At 66.2% G+C, this 18,867-nt stretch carries 17 protein-coding genes; 9 read left to right on the top strand and 8 right to left on the bottom strand.

The window, feature by feature from the left end; all coding sequences use genetic code 11:
• Window positions 1-2: 2 nt before the first annotated feature.
• Window positions 3-2,708 carry a CHAT domain-containing protein gene (locus tag DNX69_RS08495; RefSeq protein ID WP_110785578.1) on the bottom strand — a complete coding sequence of 902 codons (2,706 nt, stop codon included), beginning with the start codon at window positions 2,706-2,708 and terminating at the stop codon, window positions 3-5.
• A 19-nt stretch (window positions 2,709-2,727) separates the two neighbouring features.
• On the bottom strand, window positions 2,728-3,114 hold the full coding sequence (locus DNX69_RS08490) for a PAAR domain-containing protein (protein WP_110786027.1): 387 nt from the start codon (window positions 3,112-3,114) through the stop codon (window positions 2,728-2,730).
• Window positions 3,115-3,324: 210 nt separating this feature from the next.
• Between DNX69_RS08490 and DNX69_RS08485 the strand changes: the two genes are divergently transcribed.
• Window positions 3,325-4,104 (top strand): hypothetical protein, encoded by a 780-nt coding sequence (locus tag DNX69_RS08485; protein WP_234826899.1) that lies wholly within the window; start codon window positions 3,325-3,327, stop codon window positions 4,102-4,104.
• Window positions 4,105-4,140: 36 nt separating this feature from the next.
• Here the strand turns inward: DNX69_RS08485 and DNX69_RS08480 are convergent, their stop codons facing one another.
• The gene (locus tag DNX69_RS08480; RefSeq protein ID WP_110785576.1) at window positions 4,141-4,425 is read right to left on the bottom strand and encodes a BrnA antitoxin family protein; all 285 of its coding nucleotides are present in this window, start codon (window positions 4,423-4,425) and stop codon (window positions 4,141-4,143) included.
• A complete protein-coding gene (locus DNX69_RS08475) occupies window positions 4,415-4,666 on the bottom strand; it encodes a BrnT family toxin (protein WP_110785575.1) in 252 nt (83 codons plus the stop codon). The genes DNX69_RS08480 and DNX69_RS08475 overlap by 11 nt, the downstream gene beginning before the upstream one ends.
• Before the next feature lie 106 nt (window positions 4,667-4,772).
• Here DNX69_RS08475 and DNX69_RS08470 point away from each other — a divergent pair, with 106 nt between their 5' ends.
• The 4 genes from DNX69_RS08470 (at window position 4,773) to DNX69_RS08455 (ending at window position 8,167) form a co-directional block, all read left to right on the top strand.
• Entirely contained in the window at window positions 4,773-5,099 is a 327-nt protein-coding gene (locus tag DNX69_RS08470; protein WP_110785574.1) for an NIPSNAP family protein, read from the top strand.
• Window positions 5,100-5,211: 112 nt separating this feature from the next.
• Window positions 5,212-6,078 carry a VOC family protein gene (locus DNX69_RS08465; RefSeq protein ID WP_110786026.1) on the top strand — a complete coding sequence of 289 codons (867 nt, stop codon included), beginning with the start codon at window positions 5,212-5,214 and terminating at the stop codon, window positions 6,076-6,078.
• Window positions 6,078-6,941: a 3-deoxy-8-phosphooctulonate synthase gene (kdsA, locus tag DNX69_RS08460; RefSeq protein WP_110785573.1), complete on the top strand. Its 864-nt coding sequence runs from the start codon at window positions 6,078-6,080 to the stop codon at window positions 6,939-6,941. Before DNX69_RS08465 ends, kdsA begins: the two co-directional genes overlap by 1 nt.
• Entirely contained in the window at window positions 6,941-8,167 is a 1,227-nt protein-coding gene (locus tag DNX69_RS08455) for an MFS transporter (protein WP_110785572.1), read from the top strand. Before kdsA ends, DNX69_RS08455 begins: the two co-directional genes overlap by 1 nt.
• 8 nt (window positions 8,168-8,175) lie before the next feature.
• Here the strand turns inward: DNX69_RS08455 and mdoH are convergent, their stop codons facing one another.
• From mdoH to DNX69_RS08440, 3 genes are all read right to left on the bottom strand, one after another.
• Window positions 8,176-10,329 (bottom strand): glucans biosynthesis glucosyltransferase MdoH, encoded by a 2,154-nt coding sequence (mdoH, locus tag DNX69_RS08450; RefSeq protein WP_110785571.1) that lies wholly within the window; start codon window positions 10,327-10,329, stop codon window positions 8,176-8,178.
• Entirely contained in the window at window positions 10,317-11,825 is a 1,509-nt protein-coding gene (locus DNX69_RS08445; protein WP_110785570.1) for a glucan biosynthesis protein G, read from the bottom strand. The genes mdoH and DNX69_RS08445 overlap by 13 nt, the downstream gene beginning before the upstream one ends.
• Window positions 11,826-11,929: 104 nt before the next feature.
• A complete protein-coding gene (locus DNX69_RS08440) occupies window positions 11,930-13,111 on the bottom strand; it encodes a hypothetical protein (RefSeq protein WP_133255990.1) in 1,182 nt (393 codons plus the stop codon).
• Window positions 13,112-13,392: 281 nt separating this feature from the next.
• On the opposite strand from DNX69_RS08440, the gene asnB reads away from it, so the two are divergent.
• From asnB to nadE, 4 genes are read left to right on the top strand one after another with little or no spacing between them, the layout of a single operon-like run.
• Window positions 13,393-15,345 (top strand): asparagine synthase (glutamine-hydrolyzing), encoded by a 1,953-nt coding sequence (gene asnB / locus DNX69_RS08435; protein ID WP_110785568.1) that lies wholly within the window; start codon window positions 13,393-13,395, stop codon window positions 15,343-15,345.
• 12 nt (window positions 15,346-15,357) lie between these two features.
• Complete coding sequence (locus tag DNX69_RS08430) at window positions 15,358-15,624, top strand: acyl carrier protein (protein WP_107355872.1); 267 nt, start codon at window positions 15,358-15,360, stop codon at window positions 15,622-15,624.
• A gap of 45 nt (window positions 15,625-15,669) precedes the next feature.
• Complete coding sequence (locus DNX69_RS08425) at window positions 15,670-17,211, top strand: class I adenylate-forming enzyme family protein (RefSeq protein WP_110785567.1); 1,542 nt, start codon at window positions 15,670-15,672, stop codon at window positions 17,209-17,211.
• Entirely contained in the window at window positions 17,208-18,227 is a 1,020-nt protein-coding gene (gene nadE / locus DNX69_RS08420; protein WP_110785566.1) for an NAD(+) synthase, read from the top strand. Before DNX69_RS08425 ends, nadE begins: the two co-directional genes overlap by 4 nt.
• On the opposite strand, the gene queF is transcribed toward nadE, so the two are convergent.
• Entirely contained in the window at window positions 18,224-18,700 is a 477-nt protein-coding gene (gene queF, locus DNX69_RS08415; RefSeq protein ID WP_110785565.1) for a preQ(1) synthase, read from the bottom strand. The two genes, nadE and queF, sit on opposite strands and share 4 nt — an antisense overlap.
• Window positions 18,701-18,867: the final 167 nt, after the last annotated feature.

Below are 18,867 nucleotides of genomic sequence, written 5' to 3'. Positions count from 1 at the left end.
AGTCAGTTTTCGAACAGCACGAAGGCCGCCCAGACCGACGGGTCTTCGGCGGCCTTGATCTTGCCGTGGATTGCCTCGATGCGGACTTTGCGCAGAGCGGCGGCGTAGTCGAGATTGTCGTCGGCGAGCACCTGGTACAGCCGAGCCATGAAATTGGCGGTGCCGGCGTCGCTGACTTCCCACAGCGTCAGGAGCGAGCGCCGGGCACCGGCGATGGCCAGCGCGGTCGGCAGGCCGCGGACGCTGCCGATCCGGCTCGGATCGCCGAGCGCGGTCTGGCAGGCCGACAGCACGACGAGGTCGGCGGCCGACAGATTCCAGTCCATCAGTTCACGAGCGTAGATCACGCCGTCCTCGCCGTCGCGCCGCGGCGGGCGGTCAAGCAGGGGATGTGCCGCGACGATGCCGCTGCGCCACATTGCATCGGTGCGGTCCGTGGCTGCCTTGTAAAATCCGTGGGTGGCGAGATGGAGCAGCGCGGCGCCTTCGGCCTTGTCGCGGATCGTGGTCTCGCCGCTGTTGCCGGTCAACATCACACTGGCGATGTCGCGGCGCTGCAGATCGGGTGCGATGCGATCGATCTCGGTCTTGGTCGAGGGGAGCTGACTGGCCGCGCCGGCATAGTCGAGACCGCCGACCAGCACCGCCTTGCGGTCCGCGATCAGTTTGTCGTCCTGGCCGGCGAACACGATGGCGTCGGCGCGGGTCAGAATGCGGGTGTCATAGATCTCGTCGAGATAGCGGCCGCTGCCGTCCTGCAGCATCGCGAACGGCAGGCTGTAGAGGTCGGCATCCGGCACCAGAAACAGCCGCGTGACGCCCGCGAGCTGCGGCTTCAGTGGTCCGATCAGCGTGTCGTAGAGCCGACGGAACGGCTGGCTGCGATCGGCTTCGGTGACGCTCGGTGCGGTGAAGCCATCGAGCGGGCCGAGATCGATCACCTGCGGCGGCTTGCCATGGCGCCGTACCACCGCCTGCAACCGTGCTGCTGGTTTCGGCTCGGTGGGCTTGACCCGGCTGCCGCGTGCGCTGACGAAGAAATCGACCAGCGCATCGCTCGCCGCGAGCTTGTCCTCGATCGACGGCAATTGCACGTCGGCGGGCGGCTTGGCCCCGGCGCGCGCGGCGAGCTGCCGCCGAGCGTCCTGCAATCGTTGCAGCACGTCGCGGGCATCGCCGTCGAGCTTGCCGGAGGACAGCATTTCCTGCCGCTGACCGGACAGCCGCAGCACCGTGCGCGCCAGTTCGCGCGTCGGCTCATCCGGCAGCCGATCGAGCGTGAGCCGCAGCATTGTGCGCTCGCCGTCTTCCATCGTCTTCCAGCGCGACACCGCATCCGCATAGGCGACCGCCGCAGCCGGATCGATCAGCGCGTAGCGGCCGTATTCGTAGAGGATGTCGTCGGCGAGCTTGCGCATTGTCTCGGCGACATAGCGATTGCCGGCGGTGCCGACCTCGCGCAGCATCCAGCGGAACGATTGCTGCTCGACGTCCTTGAAAGTCGCCAGCGCGTCCGCGTCGCCGCGCTTCATCCTGGTCACTGCCACGCCGAGCAGCGCATCGAAGGTGATCGGATGTTGCCGCGCGATCGTCTCCTGCGCGCGGTGATACGCAGCGATCCGCAGCGCAAGCGCTCGCTCCGTATCGCCGCGGCGCTCGTAGTGATCGGCGGCAAGTTGCGCGGATTTGATCCGCAGCAGATCCGGCGCGCCGTTCCAGTCCTTGACCCGCGCCATCGCCTCCAATTCGGGCGTGCTCAATGGACGGTCGGGATGGAAATAGGCTTTAGCATAAGCGATCCAGGTGTCGGCCTGGGCGACGTGTTCGGAGGTGGGATCGGCGAGCTCGGCGGCGCAGCGCTTCTGCAGCGCTAGGGCCTTCATGGTCTCGGCCTCGTTGCCGATCGCCAGATGATCCAGAGCGAGATTGCTCGCGCTGACCAGCGCCTGAATGCTGCCGATGCCGTAATGCGCGATCCGCTTCTTCAAAAGCGGCGCGTCGATCTCGGCGGCGAGATCGGGATGACCGACCATGCGCAGCGCTTCGGCGTAGTTGTTCTCGGTGCGCCAGGTCAGCGGTTCCTTGTCGCCGAGCGCCTTGCGTGCGCCGAGATAGGTCTCTTCGGACAGGTTGAGCCCGGCCGCCACGGCGCCGTTGTTGGTGAGCAGCGTCGCGAGGATGTCGCTGCCGGCGATGTCCTGCGCGCTGTTCGGCCCATAGATCGCGCGCATCCGTTTGCTGGCTTCGACCGCGACCGGGATGCCGCGATCGTATTGCACGGTGCGTTCGAGGAAGCGGGCGTATTCGAACCACAGCGTGATGGCGTCCGGGCTGTTTTCGCGAGCGGCGTGGGTGTTTGCGGCTTCGGCGAACAGCTCCGAGGCCGTCTGAGTATCGCGTCGGCGCTCGAAGAAAGTGACGGCGTTGAGATAAGCGCGGATGGTGAGTGCGTTGTAGTTGCTGTCGCGGACTGCGCGCAGCGCCGCGACGAGGCGCTGGCGGCCGCCGTCACGATCGCCGGCCTGCAGCGAGCGGAATGCGTCGTTGATCTTCGCCACCAATTCGCGTTCGGTCGGTGCCCGGCGCTGTTGAGCTTGTGCTTCCGCAGTGAAGGTCGGCAGCACGGGCGGGATTGCGAGCGTCGCGAGCAGCAGGCGGGCGGCGAAATGGGCGCCGACGGCTTGCCGCGGCGTTGACGTGACTGACATGTCGGATCGGGTGACCTTGTTACTTGCAGTTCGTGGTGGAGTCGCCGGTGCGTGCGACCGGTTTGCCGTTGATGAACACGCCCGAGCCGCTGCCGACCACCACGCCACCACAGCCGGTGCGGCTGCCGCCGATCGCGGCCGGTTTGCCGTTGATGAAGACGTTGCTGGAGCCTTCGACGATAGTGCCGTCACTGGCGGTGTCGCCAGCGCGAGCCGCCGGCTTGCCGCCGACTATGACGTCGCCGCTGCCGCCGGTAACGACGCCGGGCGCACCGCTGCCCGGCGCTTGAGCGAGCGCAGGCGCCGTGCCGAGCGCCGCTACGACCGCCAGCAGGCATCGCGCGTGGCGGCCACCTCGTGCGACATGCGGACGGTCGGCGGCGGTCGGCCATGACGGGGTGGTCATCCTCGGCTCCTTTCGGGGATCAGCGAATTCGGTGAATGGCAACGACTTGCGCGTGGACATTCCTGCTCCGGTAGATGATGCTTCGGGCACAACCGTAACGTGTCGCGTGACTTCTCATCTTCGGGGGGACTGGAAATGACACCGTCGGTCAACCTTTATGCCTGGGCAGTTCCCGCGTGGTCTTCGGAGTCTCCAGTCGACCACACCTGGGTGACCAGCTACGACAATCAGGTTCATCCCTATCACGCCATTGCCGATGTCGTCGTTGCCGGCCAGTCGTTCTGGTATTGCTGGGGGGCGTTTCATCCGCAAGGCGGAACGCCGGTCAATCCGACCGGGGCGCTCGGCCAGCAGGCCGGCAATCTGAAGCTTGCGCAGTGCCTTGTGCAGGCCAACGCCGATTCCAACACGACGCCCGGTGCGCGTGGCACGATCTACAGCTATGGCGTCGATGGCGTGTGCCACCAATTGGCCAATCAAGTGCTGTATGCGACATCGGACGGCAGCATGCCGCCCTTGACGGTGAGCAAGGCGCGCGGCTATCCGCTGTCGAGCTTCATCTATGGAACCTACGGGCTGCAGCATGCTGCCTGGGCCGCCAAGGTCGCCGCGTGCAGCGGCAGTCAGCTGGTGGCGCGAGCGCGGCCAGGAGGATTTGTGGTGGCGGCGGGCGGCGAGGGCATCGCGGTGGACGAATTCGAACGACGCGCAACCGAACTGCTGGCGACCGAGCCGGCCAAGCTCGCCAGCCTGCTGCGGCTGCGCGGCGAAGTGCAGCGGTTCGCGGCGCAGTCCTGGCCGGGCACCGGCCAGCCCAGCGCCGAGGCGCTCAACGCCCGCAATCAGTATTTGATCGACGAAGCCGCCAAGCTGCTCGGACCGGAGCACTTCCGAATGCTGTTCGGCGCCGAGCCCGGTGCCAAAGTCACCCTGGTCGATCCACAGATCGCGGCGGCGGCCGGCGAAATTCCGCCGCCGAAGCCGCGCTGACGCGGCACACTCCGCGCTTGACGTCGCGCGAGCCGCCTAGCCAGCCTTGAGCTTCGCGGCCTTGCGCAGCGTGTCGTCGATCCGCGATTGCCAGCCGGGCCCGGTCGACTTGTAATGCGCTACCACGTCAGCGCTGAGCCGGATCGACACCGGCACCTTGGTTAGTGCCTTCTGGGGGCCGCGCCTACTCGGGATCTTCGCGAGGAACTCCGAGGTTAGATCCTTGGCCATGATGTTCACAGGAGTGGCGTTGGCGAAATCCTCAGCGGTCCACTCCGGGTTGTCGTCGTCGAATACTGGCTCGATGGGCTTACGGGGCATGACGCCTCATTTCCTTGTCGTGGGCGCGGCGCAGGCTGATCGGGCGAAGCCCGTCGCGAAAGGTGAACACCAGACAATAGGCAAGGCCATCGATGTAACCATAGGCACGGAATCGATCCTCGCCGTACTCGAACCGCCCGTCGCGAACGATGGCTCGCACCCGCATCTCCACCCACCGCGCGAGCGAAATGCCGTGCTTGGCGCGGTTGATCGCATCCTTGGCCGGGTCGAAATCCGACATTGTATATACAATCTGCTGCAGCCACGCGCAACTCTGCTCCCTGCGCGTGACGCAAGACAACCCCCGTGGCTTACCGCTATAAGCTCGCCAAACGTGGGGAGAGCTGATGATCTACGAGACCCGAGTCTATCGCTGCGTACCGGGCAAGCTGCCGGCAGTGCTGAAGCGGTTCGAGACGATCACGCTGAAGCTGTTCGACAAGCACGGTATCCGTCAGGCCGGATTTTTCACCACGCTGGTCGGCGCCTCCAACCAGGAGTTGACCTATCTGCTGGCCTGGGAAAGTCTGGCCGAGCGCGAGCAGAAATGGACCGCCTTCGCCGGCGATCCGGAATGGCTCGCTGCCAAGGCCGAGACCGAGAAGGACGGCCAGATCGTCGACACCATCACCAATCAGCTATTGGTGCCGACCTCGTTTTCGGCGTTGAAGTAATTCGGATGAGCATCAGTTTCGATCGTCATTGCGAGCGCAGCGAAGCCATCCAGCGCCGAGCACGGGACTGGATGGCTTCGTCGCTGCGCTCCTCGCGATGACGGCCTCGTTCATGTCCCACGGCCTCGACCATATCGTCCATGCGGTGCGCGACCTCGACGCGGCCGCGGATCTGTATCGGCGGCTCGGCTTTTCGGTCGGGGCGCGCAACGTTCATCCCTGGGGGACGCACAACCGGATCGTCCAGTTCGATCGCTTCTTCATCGAGCTGCTGACGGTCGGCGAGCCCGAGAAAATTCCGTCGCATGGCGACGGCGCTTTGTCGTTCGGGGCGCTGCAGCGCGATTACTTGGCGGCCCGCGAGGGTCTGTCGATGCTGCTGCTGGCGAGCGACGATGCGGCGGCCGACCTGCGCCGGTTCGCCGCCGCCGGCATCGCGGGCGGTGACCTGTTCAGCTTCGGCCGGGAGGGACGGCGTCCCGATGGCAGCGTGGTGAAGCTCCAATTCTCGCTGGCGTTTGCGCGCGATCCGCTGTCGCCGCAGGCGGGGTTCGCGAGCTGCCAGCATCACTACCCCGAGAATTTCTGGAATCCGGCGTTTCAGGTGCACGCCAACGGTGCGCGCGCCGCGACCGCGGTGGTGATGGTCGCCGACAATCCGACCGATCACCACGTCTTCCTCGAAGCCTTCATCGGCACCCGCGATCTGCGGTCGTCGTCGATCGGCGTCACCGCGCAGGCCGGCCGCGGCGACATCGAGATCGTCGAGCCGGTGTCGCTGCGCGACCAATACGGCATCACGGTTGCGCCCGAAGGCGAGGGCGCGCGCTTCGTCGGATTACGGATTGCAGCGGACGATCTCGACGTGGTTGAACGGCTGCTGCGAGACCATGAGGTCTCGGCGGCGCGCCATGTCGGCCGCTTGGTGGTGCCGGATGTCTGCGGCGCGACCCTGATCTTCGAACAAGGAACAGTGTAGTGAACAGCAGCATTGCGCCCGCGCCCAGCGTGGCGGCGGGCAACGTCAAATTCGGCAACGCGTTGCCGCTGTCGGTGATCGCCGGCCCGTGCCAGCTCGAAAGCCGCGCGCATGCGCTGGAAGTCGCCTCGGCGCTGAAGGAGATCGCCACGCGCCTCGGCATCGGGCTCGTCTACAAGACCTCGTTCGACAAGGCCAACCGCACCAGCGCCGCCAGCGCGCGCGGCCTCGGCCTCGATGCCGCGCTGCCGATTTTCGCCGAGATCCGTGAAAGCCTCGGCCTGCCGGTGCTGACCGACGTGCACGAAAACGAGCAATGCGCCCGCGCTGCCGAAGCCGTCGACATTCTGCAGATCCCCGCGTTCCTGTGTCGCCAGACCGATCTGCTGCTCGCTGCCGCTGTGACCGGCAAGGTCGTCAACGTCAAGAAGGGCCAGTTCCTGGCGCCGTGGGACATGGGCAACGTCGTGTCCAAGATCACCCACGCCGGCAACGCGAAGGTGCTGGTGACCGAGCGCGGCGTGTCGTTCGGCTACAACACGCTGGTGTCGGACATGCGAGCGCTGCCGATCATGGCCAAGACCACCGGCGCGCCGGTGATCTTCGACGCCACCCATTCGGTGCAGCAGCCCGGCGGCAAGGGCACCTCGTCGGGTGGCGAGCGTGAATACGTGCCGGTGCTGGCGCGTGCCGCGGTCGCGGTGGGCGTCGCCGGCGTGTTCATCGAAACCCATCCCGATCCGGATCACGCGCCGTCCGACGGCCCCAACATGGTGCCGCTGCGCGAGTTCGAGGGGCTGATCAAGACGCTGATGGAATTCGACGCGCTCGCCAAGAAGCGGTCGTCGGTTGGGGCTGTTTGATGCCGCCAGCCGGCAGCGCCGCTTCATCGTCGCAGCTGCCGCCGGCGCTCAATATCATTGCGTTGTCGAGCTTCGCGGCGTCGCTGTCGACCCGCGCGCTCGATCCGGTGCTACCGCGGATCGCTGACGATTTCGCCGTGACGATCACCACCGCGGCCGGGCTCGCCGCGGTCACCGCCTTCACCTTTGCGGTCGTGCAGCCGGCGATCGGCGCGCTCGGCGATCTGTTCGGCAAAGCGCGGCTGATGATCGTCTGTCTGGCGCTGCTCGGATTCGCCAATCTGCTCGGTGCGCTGTCGTCGTCGTTCGCGGTGCTGTTCGTCTGCCGCATCCTCGCCGGCATTGGTGCCGGCGGCGTGTTCCCGGTGGCGCTCGGCCTCGCGGCCGATCTGGTCACGGTCGAGCGGCGGCAGGTGGCGATTGGCCGCGTGCTCGGCGGTTCGATGGCCGGCAATCTGCTCGGCGCCTCGGCGTCGGGCGTGATCGGCGATTTCCTCGGCTGGCGCGGCGTCCTGGCGATCCTCGGCCTGCTGGTAATCGTCGCCGCGATTGCAGTGGCGTTCGGCGCTCGCGGCGCCAAGATGCCTACGCGCAGTGCCGAGATGGATCTGCCGGCGCTGCGCCGCGGCTATCGCACCATCTTCAGTAATCCCAACGCGGCGATATGTTTCACGGCTGTGTTCATCGAGGGCACCTGCGTGATGGGGGTGTTTCCCTATGTCGCGGCGTTCCTGCACGAGCAGGGCGAGCAGAGTCTCGCGATCGCCGGCCTGGTGATCGCCGGCTTCGCGATCGGCGGGCTGATCTACACGCTGACGGTGTCGCAATTGCTGCCGCGGCTAGGCACCACCGGCATGATGATCGGCGGCGGTCTGCTGGTCGCGCTGCAGCTCGCCGCGATCATGCTCGGCCCGCACTGGCAGGCGCAGATGTTTGCTTTCATCCTGATGGGGATGGGCTTCTACATGCTGCACGGCTGTATCCAGGTGTTTGCCTCGGAACTCACCGAGACCGCGCGCGGCACCGCGATGTCGCTGCACTCGTTCTTCTTTTTCATCGGCCAGACCACCGGCCCGATCGCCTACGGCTTCGGCCTGTCGCAGCTCGGCAAGACCGCGACGCTGGCTCTGACGGCGCTGACGATGGCGATGCTCGGCCTGGTGCTGGCGCGCATCCTCAAGCCGCGGCCGCCGGCGGATGCGGTGACTCGCGAAGCGCTGCTCTAACTCCTGTGCTATGCGCCAGATTCGGACAGTGCGTCTCGGCTGGACAAGTGCAATAGCCTTTGCAGCGTCTCACGATCGCCAAGCGCGGCGCGGACTTCGCGGGAGTGAAGCCAGCCGACAGCCTCCTCGAAGCTGTTGGCGTCGTCGATCAGCACGCCGGCGGTCGCCAGATGCGGATCGATGCGGCCGCGCCGACGCGGCGGATGGCAGGCGAGGGCGGCGAAATGGAGCTCCCGAAGCCGGCGGTCGCTACGAAGCGCGCTCAGCGGATCGATTGTCTGGCCCGCCGGGCGAAGACGATCGGCGAGCGCATGCACCTGCGCCAGGATCGCTGGCGGATCGATCTGCTCCGGCGTCGTCATCAGTGACGGACGCGAGCGGGCGGCACGCGTCGTCAGCAGCGCTACCGGGATCGCGAGCCCCAAGCCGACGATCACCGGCGTCATCCACAACAGCAGCGGCCATGACACCAGCCACGCTCCGACCGCCATGGTCGCGCCCAGCGCCGTCGGCAGCGCGTAGCGGCAGGTGACCTCCCGCAATGGAATTGCGCCGTCGCCGCGATGCTGCACCTGCCAGCCGGCGTCGCGGCCGAGCAGGATCTCGAACACCGCGGTGGATTGAAACACCATCATCACCGGCGCAGTCAAAGCCGAGATCAGCGTTTCCAGCAGCATACCGCCGACGGCGCGCAGGCCGCCGCCGAACTGCCTGCGGGTTCCACTCCGCATCAGCACCAACAGCAGCGCCAACAGCTTCGGCAGGATCAACAGGCCCATCGTGCCGGCGAACACCCAGGCCGCTCGCACCGGATCCTGTGCCGGCCAGTTCGGAAACAGCGAGAAGCCTGTCGGGAAATATTCGGGCCGGACGAACTGCGCCTGCAGCGAAATCAGGATGCCCGCGACCAGGAATGCCAGCCACATCGGCGCGGTCAGGTAAGCGCCGATGCCGGTGAGGAAATGCAGCCGCGACACCCAATGCAGTCCGCGTGCGGTGAGAATCTTGCCGTGCTGCAGATTGCCCTGACACCAGCGACGGTCGCGCGCGGCGAAATCGAGCAGTGACGGCGGGCACTCCTCGTAGCTGCCGCGCAGCGTCGGGGCGAGGTGGATGCGCCAGCCCGCGCGACGCATCAGCGCCGCCTCGACGAAGTCGTGGCTGAGGATTTCGCCGCCGAACGGCTTGCGGCCCGGCAGCGTCGGCAGCCCGGCGCTGCCGGCGAAGGCTGCGACGCGGATGATCGCATTGTGGCCCCAATAATTGCTCTCAGAGCCGTGCCACCATGCGGTGCCGGCGGCGATCATCGGCCCATAGAGGCTGCCGGCAAATTGCTGAACCCGCGCGAACAGGGTGCGCGCCTGAACCACGACCGGGAGAGTCTGGATCAGGCCGACGCCGCTGTTTGTTTCCATCGCGGCGGCGATCCGCACCAGCACGTCACCGGTCATCACGCTGTCGGCATCGAGAATGACCATGAAGTCGTAGGCGCCGCCGAAGCGCTCGACCCAGTCGGCGATGTTGCCGGATTTGCGCGCCGTGTTTTGGGGCCGGTGCCGATAGTACAAGCGGTCCTGTGTGGAGGCGAGTTCGGCGTAGCAGCGCTCTTCGTCGATCCAGACCGAGGGGTCGGTGGTGTCGCTGAGCACGAACCAGTCGAATTGCGCGCCGCGGCCGGTCTCGTCGACCGATTGCCGCGTGGCCTGCAGCCTCGCGAACACCACTGGGGCGTCTTCGTTGTAGGTCGGCAGCAGCATCGCGATCCTGGAGGAGACCTCCGGCATCGAGCCACCCGTCGCGATGCCGACATCGTCGCGCCAGCCGCCGCACAGCACGGCGAAGCCGGCGAGCGCGGAGACGAACGACAGCGCCACCCACGCGAACAACGCGGCGAACAGCGCCAGCACCACGGCCTCGAGAATCGTGATGCCGCCGACCTGCAGCACCTGATACATCTCGTAGATGCCCGCCGCGGACAGCACCGTGGTCGCGACCATGATCAGGACACGGCGCCATACGGCCGGCGACCGAACGGCGGCAGGCCGAGGCCGCTTTCCGAACGACTGCACCGGCATCGGCAGCGGCGCGTCTGCCGGCAGCGGTTCGGCGCGGCGTTCCTGGTCATGGTGACCCTGGATGCGCGGTCCGACTACGGCGTCCATCGGTACAGCCAGACTTCGGAGACCGCCGCGTCGCCCTCGAACACAGTGGCGCGCAGCTCCACCGGGGCCTGCGCCTGCGCCAGATCGAAACTGAGCCGCCAGCCGCCCATGGCAGGATTGGGCTGGGTCACGATATTGCGGATCTCGCCCTTGTCGGCGGCGACGACGCCGCGGATCGCGGCGGCATCCACGGTCTTCAGCCGGTCGCCGGCGAGGTCGAGCACGAATAGTCGTTCGTTGTCGCCGCGCGCGCTGATGCCGGTCCGCACGAACCGCGCGAGAGCCTGGGGCTTCGGCGTGTCCGGGCCCCAGTGCAGCCGATAAGTGTAGATGTGTTCGCCCTTGGCGCGCAGCGGCTGCTTCGGCTCCCAGAACGCCGCGATATTGTCGTGCACCTCTTCGCGGGTCGGGATCTCGATCAGCTTGACGGCGCCGTCGGTCCAGTCGCCGATCGGTTCGGCCCACAGGCTCGGCCGCAGCTCGAACCGGGATTCCAGATCCTGATAATTGGCGAAGCTGCGCTCGCGCTGCATCAGGCCGAACCCGCGCGGATTGCGGTCGCCGAACGAGCTGATCTGCAGATCCTTCGGATTGCAGAGCGGCCGCCACAACTCCTCGCCGCTGCCGTTGAAGATCGCCAGCCCGTCGGAATCGTGGACTGCGGTGCGGAAGTCCGGTGTGTCGGCTGGATCGTTGGGGCCGAACAGAAACATGCTGGTCATCGGCGCCAGTCCGGCATGCTCCAGATCGACGCGCGGATACAGCGCCATTTCGACGTCGAACACGGTGGTGTCGCCGGGGCGGATGGTGAAGCGATAGGCGCCGGCGACGCTCTTGCTGTCGAGCAGCGCGTGCACCACCATCGAGGACGCGCCCGGAGCAGGCCGCTCGAGCCAGAACGTCTTGAACAGCGGGAATTCCTCCCCGCCGGACTGGCCGGTGTCGATCGACAGGCCACGCGCCGACAGGCCGTACCGCTCGCCTTTGGCGACGGCGCGGAAGTAGGCGGCGCCGAGGAAGGCGCTGACCTCGTCATAGTAATCCGCACGCTGGATCGGCGCGTGGATCCGAAATCCGGCAAAGCCGAGATCTGAATCCACCGGCGGCGGCGCGATGGTGCCGAACGAGAAATCCTCGGCGCGATACGGCACAGGGCGCGCCTTGCCATCGGCGACTTCGAAGATCGTCACGCGGTTCTTGTAGAGGAAGCCGCGGTGGAAGAACTGGACCTGAAACGGCAGGTTCTCGGCGCGCCAGAGAGCGCTCTCGGGTCGAAAGCGCAGCGAGCGGTAGGCGTCGTAACTCAAATCGTTCAGTGAGGCCGGCAACGAACCGTCCGGCGCCTGATAAGGTTTGCTTGCCAACTCGCGCGCCAGCTTGCGCACCATCCAAGGATCAAAGTCGATCGAGGAAAAGGGGGCAGCCGCGGCTGGATCGGGCTTCGCCTGCAACAGCGGCAATGCCGCCAGCCCGGTCAGAACTTGCCGCCGGTTCAATCTCGCTTCTCCGCCTCAATGTTGCAGTTCCGTTCAAACGTTCGGGAGCATGAAGAGTTCCCCGCGGCTGCGCGATGGGCGACGTTGAAGCGCTTTTGATCGAGCTAGTCGAACCGCCCGCCCAGCAGCCGCATCCAGCTTTCGCCCCCGAGGCCGTTGAGAAACGTGTCGGCGGTGTGTGCGGCGGCGCGCAGTGCTGGATCGCGAGCATGGACCACGGTGACATAGCGCAGCACGTAGAGGCAGCCGAGCGCTTGCAGGCGGGGCATCATCTCCGGCTGAGTGTTGCCGGCGACACCGGAAGCGCCAATCCGCTGCGCGGTGGCCAGCATATCGTCGACCACCAGGTCCGCCTTCGCCGGCGGTGTGAAGCTCTGCATCACGCGCAGCACGCCGTGGCGGTCGGCGTGCGCCAGATAGCCGCCGATCGGATCGCCGCGACGGTCGTATACGACGCGGGCCACCGGGGAGCCACGATCTTCCTTCCGCGCCGCGTGCGCCAGCAGATAAGCCAGCACCGACGCATCGAAGGCCGGACGCAGGGCGTAGCCGGCGGTGGCTTGCAGGATGACGTCCGCGAGTTCGCTTGGAGCGACGTCTCGGCCGGCGTCGGGCGACAGTTGCGGGAGCGCGGGCAGGGCCTTCGCGGTCAGTACGTCCAGCAGCGAAGTTGCGCCGCGAACGTGCGTCAGAAGCGGCAGGCGCCGCGCTGCCGCCGTGGCCGCGAGGCTCAGCGGGCGAAGAACCCGCACCCATTCGTAACTCCGGCCGACCACCATCTCGCCGCCGAGCTTGCGCCACATCCCGAACGAGGCGACGTTAGCGGTCTCGCTGATCGAGATGTCCTGCGCGCCGTTCAGATAAGCACGCAGCAGCCGGGCGCCGGCGAGTGGATCGCTTTCCGGCGCATCCACCATCAGCGAGCCGGCATAGGCGGCGCGGATCGGGCGGCCCAGCCAGACCATCGGGACGACGTTGATGCCGATGAACCCGCGAACCTGCTGGTCGCCGTCGACATAGACCAGCGCCCCGATCTCGGAGTCGAACCATGGATGGTTCAGATAGATGTCGATGAAGTAATCGGCGAGCGAGGCGGGCGCCGGCACCTTCGACCTCCGAAACACCGCCTGAAATAGATTGGCGACGGCGGTGGCGTCGTGGGCAGCAAAGCGGCGGATGAGGGCCATTGAGAACGTCCTGAAACGGTCCCTTCGATTACATGATTTGTTTGCACATCGGTTAAGTCGACCACCAGGATCACGGCTTACATCGACATCAGACGGCACGGGAGCGGGTCATAGCCGTGGCGAGGTCGTGACTCTCGAGAAGGGGGCCGGCGCGATGCTAGGGAGCGAGAGCCGGATTTGTTTCTGGCTAGAAACATTCGGCGGCGACTGACACATCTTCGCCTTGATTGCTGGTTGTGGGGCACCCGTTCACTACACGTCGTCGGTGTGCCCATACGACTCCAACAACTTTCACCTGCTTCGTTTACGTTAACCCGAGGCTGTCGCTGCAAGTTTTAATGGTTCCGGCTAAGTTGGCGGCCTGCAACAAGAGAAAGCCCATGTGCGGCATCGCTGGCTACCACGGATCGGTCGGGGGCATCGCGCGTGATCGATTGCTCGCCGAGATGGCCGCCGCCGTGGCGCATCGGGGGCCCGACGCGAGCGGCGTTCATGTCGGCGACGGCTTCGGGCTCGCACACACTCGGCTCAGCATCATCGATCTCGCCGGCGGCGCGCAGCCGATGACGGACATTGATGGCGAGCTGTGGCTCTCGTTCAACGGCGAGATCTTCAATTACGTCGAACTGCGCCAGGATTTGATCGCGCGCGGCCACCGCTTTCGAACCGCCTCCGACAGCGAAGTGATCCTGGAGGCGTATCGCGCGTACGGCCCTGACTGCGTCAAGCACTTCAATGGTGACTTCGCTTTTGCCCTATGGGATGCGCGCAAGCGGCGGCTGATGCTGGCGCGCGACCGGATGGGCGTGCGGCCGCTGTTCTACACCCGGCGGCAGGGCTGTCTGTATTTCGCCTCGGCGATCCGCGCGCTGCTTCAGGTGCCGGGCGTCGCTGCCGAGATCGATCCGATCGCGCTTGATCAGACCTTCACGTTCTGGTTCCCGCTCGCACCGCGTACGATCTTCAAGGACATCGCCGAGCTGCCGCCGGGGCATCTGCTGCTGGCGGAAGGTGACGACGTCCGCGTCGAGCCGTATTGGCAGCTTGCATTCCCGGATGCCGACGACGTCGCCGGGCATGATCAGCGTGATCCGCGCGAGCTTGCCGACGAGCTGCAGGCGCTGCTGATCGATGCGACTCGGATCCGGCTGCGCGCCGACGTTCCGGTCGGTGCCTATCTCAGCGGCGGGCTGGATTCCTCGATTGTCACCGCGATCATGAAGCGGCTGGTCCCGGATCAGCTCCGCACCTATTCGGTCGCATTCGAGGATGCCGAATTCGACGAGCGCGGCTTTCAGGACGTGATGGCGCGTGCGCTCGACACCGACCATCACGTGGTGCTGTGCACCGAAGACGAGATCGGCCGCCGTTTCCCGGAGGTGGTCGCTCATGCCGAGCGACCGCTGGTGCGCACCGGTCCCACCCCTCTGCATATGCTCTCGGAGCTGGTGCGCGGGCAGGGGCTCAAGGTGGTGCTGACCGGCGAGGGCGCTGACGAGGTCTTCGCAGGTTACGACATCTTCAAGGAAGCAAAGCTCCGCCGGTTCTGCGCGGCACAGCCCGCCTCGAAGCGCCGCACGCTGCTGCTGCAGCGGCTGTATCCCTATCTCTCTCAGCTCAAGACCCAGTCGCAGAGCTATCGCGAGGCTTTCTTTCTGGGTAGCGGCGACGATCTCGGCGATCCGTTGTTTTCGCATCTGCCGCGGGTACGGACGACGCAGGGCGCCAAGGCGTTCTATTCGCGCGAGCTGCGTGGCGCGCTCAGTGGCTATGATGCGCTGGCCGATCTGCGCGAGCGGCTGCCGGAGCGGTTTGCGCGTTGGCACCCGCTGTCACAGGCGCAGTACCTTGAGACCGCGTTCCTGCTGCCCGGATACATCCTGTCGTCACAGGGCGACCGCGTCGCCATGGCGCATGCGGTCGAGGGCCGATTTCCGTTCCTCGATCCCCGCGTGATCGATTTCGCTGCGAAACTGTCGCCGCGGCAGAAGCTGCGGGTGCTGCGCGAGAAGCACATCTTGCGCGAGGCGACGCGCGATCTGCTGCCGGCGAACATCGCCGACCGGCCGAAGCAGCCATATCGAGCGCCCGACAGCCGCTCGTTCTTCGGCGCCAGCGCTCGCGACTATGTCGAGGCTGCGCTGGCGCCCGACGCGCTGGCCGCGTCTGGATTGTTCGAGGCCGGCGCGGTGCAGAAGCTGCTGCGCAAGTGTGCCGCCGGCCGCGCCGTCGGCGCGCGCGACAACGCCGCCTTCGTCGGCATTCTCTCCACCCAATTGCTGGTCCGGCAGACTGCCGGCACCGCCGCCGCCTCATCGATTCAAGCCGCTTAGAAAGGACGAGTTATGTCGACCGACCGCCGCGCGAAGATCCGCGCTTTCATCGAAGAGAACTTCCTGTTTCGCGAGGACACCGACGCGATCGCCGACGGCGAGTCACTGCTCGAAGCCGGCCTGATCGACTCCACCGGCATTCTCGAACTGGTGGCGTTCCTGGAATCCGAATTTGCGATCAGCATCGCGGATGAGGACATCGTCCCGGACAATCTCGACTCGATCGCCGCGATCGACGGTTATGTTGCTCGTCGTCAGGGTAGCTCGCTCGCAGCCTGAGAATTCGTCCGCGGACCATCCGCCGCTTGAACTCGGAGATCGATGATGCGCGTCGAGCAATTCCTGACGCATAGCGCGGCGGCCTGGCCCGACAAGACGGCGCTGGTGGCGGGCGACCGGCGACTGTCGTATCGCGAGCTGGACGAAGCCTCGACTCGTCTGGCAGCGGCGCTGCTCGGCGCCGGCGTCGCCCGCGGCGATCGCGTCGTGGTGTTCCTCGACAACTGCGCGGAAGCTGTGATCGCGATCTTTGCGACACTGAAGGCCGGTGCGGTGCTGTCGCCGATCAATCCGTCGACCAAGTCGGACAAGCTCGGCTACATCCTCAACAACTGTCGCGCGGCCGCGCTGGTGACCAGCGGCCGTCTCGGGACCGTGGCACAGAAGGCGATTGCCGAAGCGCCGTCGGTTAATACTGTCGTAGTCACCGACGGGGCGACGTCTCCGTCCGGCTGGATCAGCTTTGCGGATGCGCTGGCGCAGCCCTGCGATGGTCTGCCGTTCGCCGGCATCGAACTCGATCTGGCGATGCTGATCTACACATCGGGATCGACCGGCCATCCCAAGGGCGTGATGATGACGCATCAGAACGTCGTCGCCGCCGCGACATCGATCACCACTTATCTGCAGAGCCGTGATGACGACGTCGTGCTCAGCGTGCTGCCGCTGTCGTTCGACTACGGCCTGTATCAGGCGCTGATGGCCGCGAAGGTCGGCGCCACGCTGGTGCTGGAGAAGTCGTTCGCGTTCCCGCAGACCATTCTGCAGAAGATCGACGCCGAGCGCGTCACCGGCTTTCCGATCGTGCCGACCATGGCGGCGATGCTGCTGCAGATGAAGAATCTGGCGCCGGGCAGCCTGCCGAGCCTGCGCTACATCACCAACACTGCCGCGGCGCTGCCGGTCGCGTATGTGCTGCGGCTGACCAAATTATTCCCGCAGGCGCGATTGTACTCGATGTACGGCCTGACCGAATGCAAGCGCTGCACCTACCTGCCGCCGGAACAGCTCGCGCAGCGGCCGGGTTCGGTCGGCATCGCCATTCCAGGGACCGAAGCCTATGTGGTCGACGATTCCGGTGCGCGGTTGCCGCCCGGCGAAGTCGGCGAACTGGTGATCCGCGGCCCGCATGTGATGAAGGGCTATTGGGAGAATCCGGAAGCCACCGCACGGTCGCTGCGGCCGGGACCATTCGCCTGGGAGAACGTGCTTTACACCGGCGACCTGTTCCGTAGCGACGATGCAGGCTTTCTGTACTTCGTCGGCCGCAAGGACGACATCATCAAGACCCGCGGCGAAAAGGTCAGCCCGAAGGAAGTCGAGAACGTGCTGCACGCGCTTCGAGGTGTGAAGGAGGCGGCGGTAATCGGCGTCGAGGATCCGGTGCTCGGCGCCGCCATCAAGGCGCTGGTGGTCGCCGACGACGGCGGCCTCACCGCGCAGGACGTGATCCGCCATTGCGCGCGGTATCTGGAAGACTTCATGGTGCCCAAGCACGTCGAATTTCGCGACGCTTTGCCGAAATCCGACAATGGCAAAATCGACCGTCGCGCGCTCGCTGCGGCGGTGTTGGAGGCTGCTGAATGAACAGCATTGTCCCGGGCGCGGCCACCGCCGCCGCCGAGCCGCTTGGCTTCAGCAGCGATGTGCTGCGGATCGACGCCGCGGCGGAAACCGACCGGATCGTCGAGGCGATCCGCGCCCAGGTGCAGCGCCGCCTGCGCCGCCGCGGCGCAATCATCGGGCTGTCCGGCGGTATCGACTCGTCGGTCACCGCGGCGTTGTGCGTGCGAGCCTTCGGGCCCGGCAAGGTGCTGGCGCTGCTGATGCCGGAACAGGATTCCGACCCCGACAGCCTGCGGCTCGGCCGGCTGATGGCGGAGACCCTCGGCATCGCCAGCGTCACCGAGGACGTCGCGCCGATGCTCGCCGGCGCGGGCTGCTATGCGCGGCGCGACGCCTTCATCCGCACACTGGTGCCGGAATTCGGCGACGGCTGGGGCTGCAAGGTGGTGATCGCCAATGCGCTCGGTTCGGCCTACAGCATCACCTCGCTGGTGGTGCAGTCGCCGGACGGCGAGCAGCGCAAGCTGCGGCTGCCGCTCGGCACCTATCTCGGTATCATCGCCGCGACCAATATGAAGCAGCGTACCCGCAAGCAGATCGAGTACTACCACGCCGACCGGCTGAACTACGCGGTCGCCGGCACGCCGAACCGGCTGGAGTACGACCAGGGATTCTTCGTCAAGAACGGTGACGGCGCCGCGGACTTCAAGCCAATCGCGCACCTCTACAAGTCGCAGGTCTATCAGCTCGCCGACCACCTCGGCGTGCCGCAGGAGATCCGACAGCGGCCGCCGACCACCGACACCTGGTCGCTGCCGCAGACCCAGGAGGAGTTCTACTTCTCGCTGCCGTATCAGCGCATGGACCTGTGCCTGTACGCTCTCAACGCCGGTATCCCGGCGGAGATCGCAGCGCCCGCGGCCGAGCTGACGCCCGACCAGATCCTGCGCGTCTGGAAAGACATCGAAGCCAAGCGTCGCGCCACCCGCTATCTGCACGAACCGCCGCTGCTGGTGGACGAGGCGGTGCGGATCTAACCCCGCCCGCGATACGGCTGCACGCCCTGGTCCGGCACCCAGACGTCTTTCGGCAATTTGCCGGTCTGCCAGAACACGTCGATCGGGATGCCGCCGCGCGGATACCAGTAGCCGCCGATCCGCAGCCATTTCGGTTTGATCTCGGCCGCGATCCGCTTGCCGATCGCCACAGTGCAGTCTTCGTGGAAGGCGCCGTGGTTGCGGAACGAGGCGAGGTATAGCTTCAGCGACTTCGACTCCAAAAGCCACGGGCCCGGAACGTAATCAATCACCAGATGGGCGAAATCCGGCTGGCCGGTGACTGGGCACAGCGAGGTGAATTCCGGCGCCGTGAAGCGTGCCAGGAAATTGGTGTCCTTCTGCGGGTTGGGCACCCGGTCGAGCTTGGCGGCTTCCGGCCGGTCGGGCCATTCGACGGCCTGGCCGAGCTGGAGGGATGAGGAGGGGGCGGATTTGCGCGGTGTTTTCGACATGCTTGAACTCGGGGTCTCCGTTACCGCCGTCCTAGAGCATTTTCCGGAGCAGGGGAATCCGTTGCAAAACCGGTGCGTTCGCCGTTCGTCGGGGCTCATCGAGCGCTCCGGCGGCCTTTTCGTGCCCAGAGCCATGCTGTAGAAGCGGCGCAACTCCATTCCCTCCA

The organism is Rhodopseudomonas palustris, assembly GCF_003226555.1.
GTDB classification, from domain to species: domain Bacteria; phylum Pseudomonadota; class Alphaproteobacteria; order Rhizobiales; family Xanthobacteraceae; genus Rhodopseudomonas; species Rhodopseudomonas palustris_I.
Note: the sequence above shows the minus strand (reverse complement) of the source record. Positions and strands in the feature narration are given on the sequence as shown.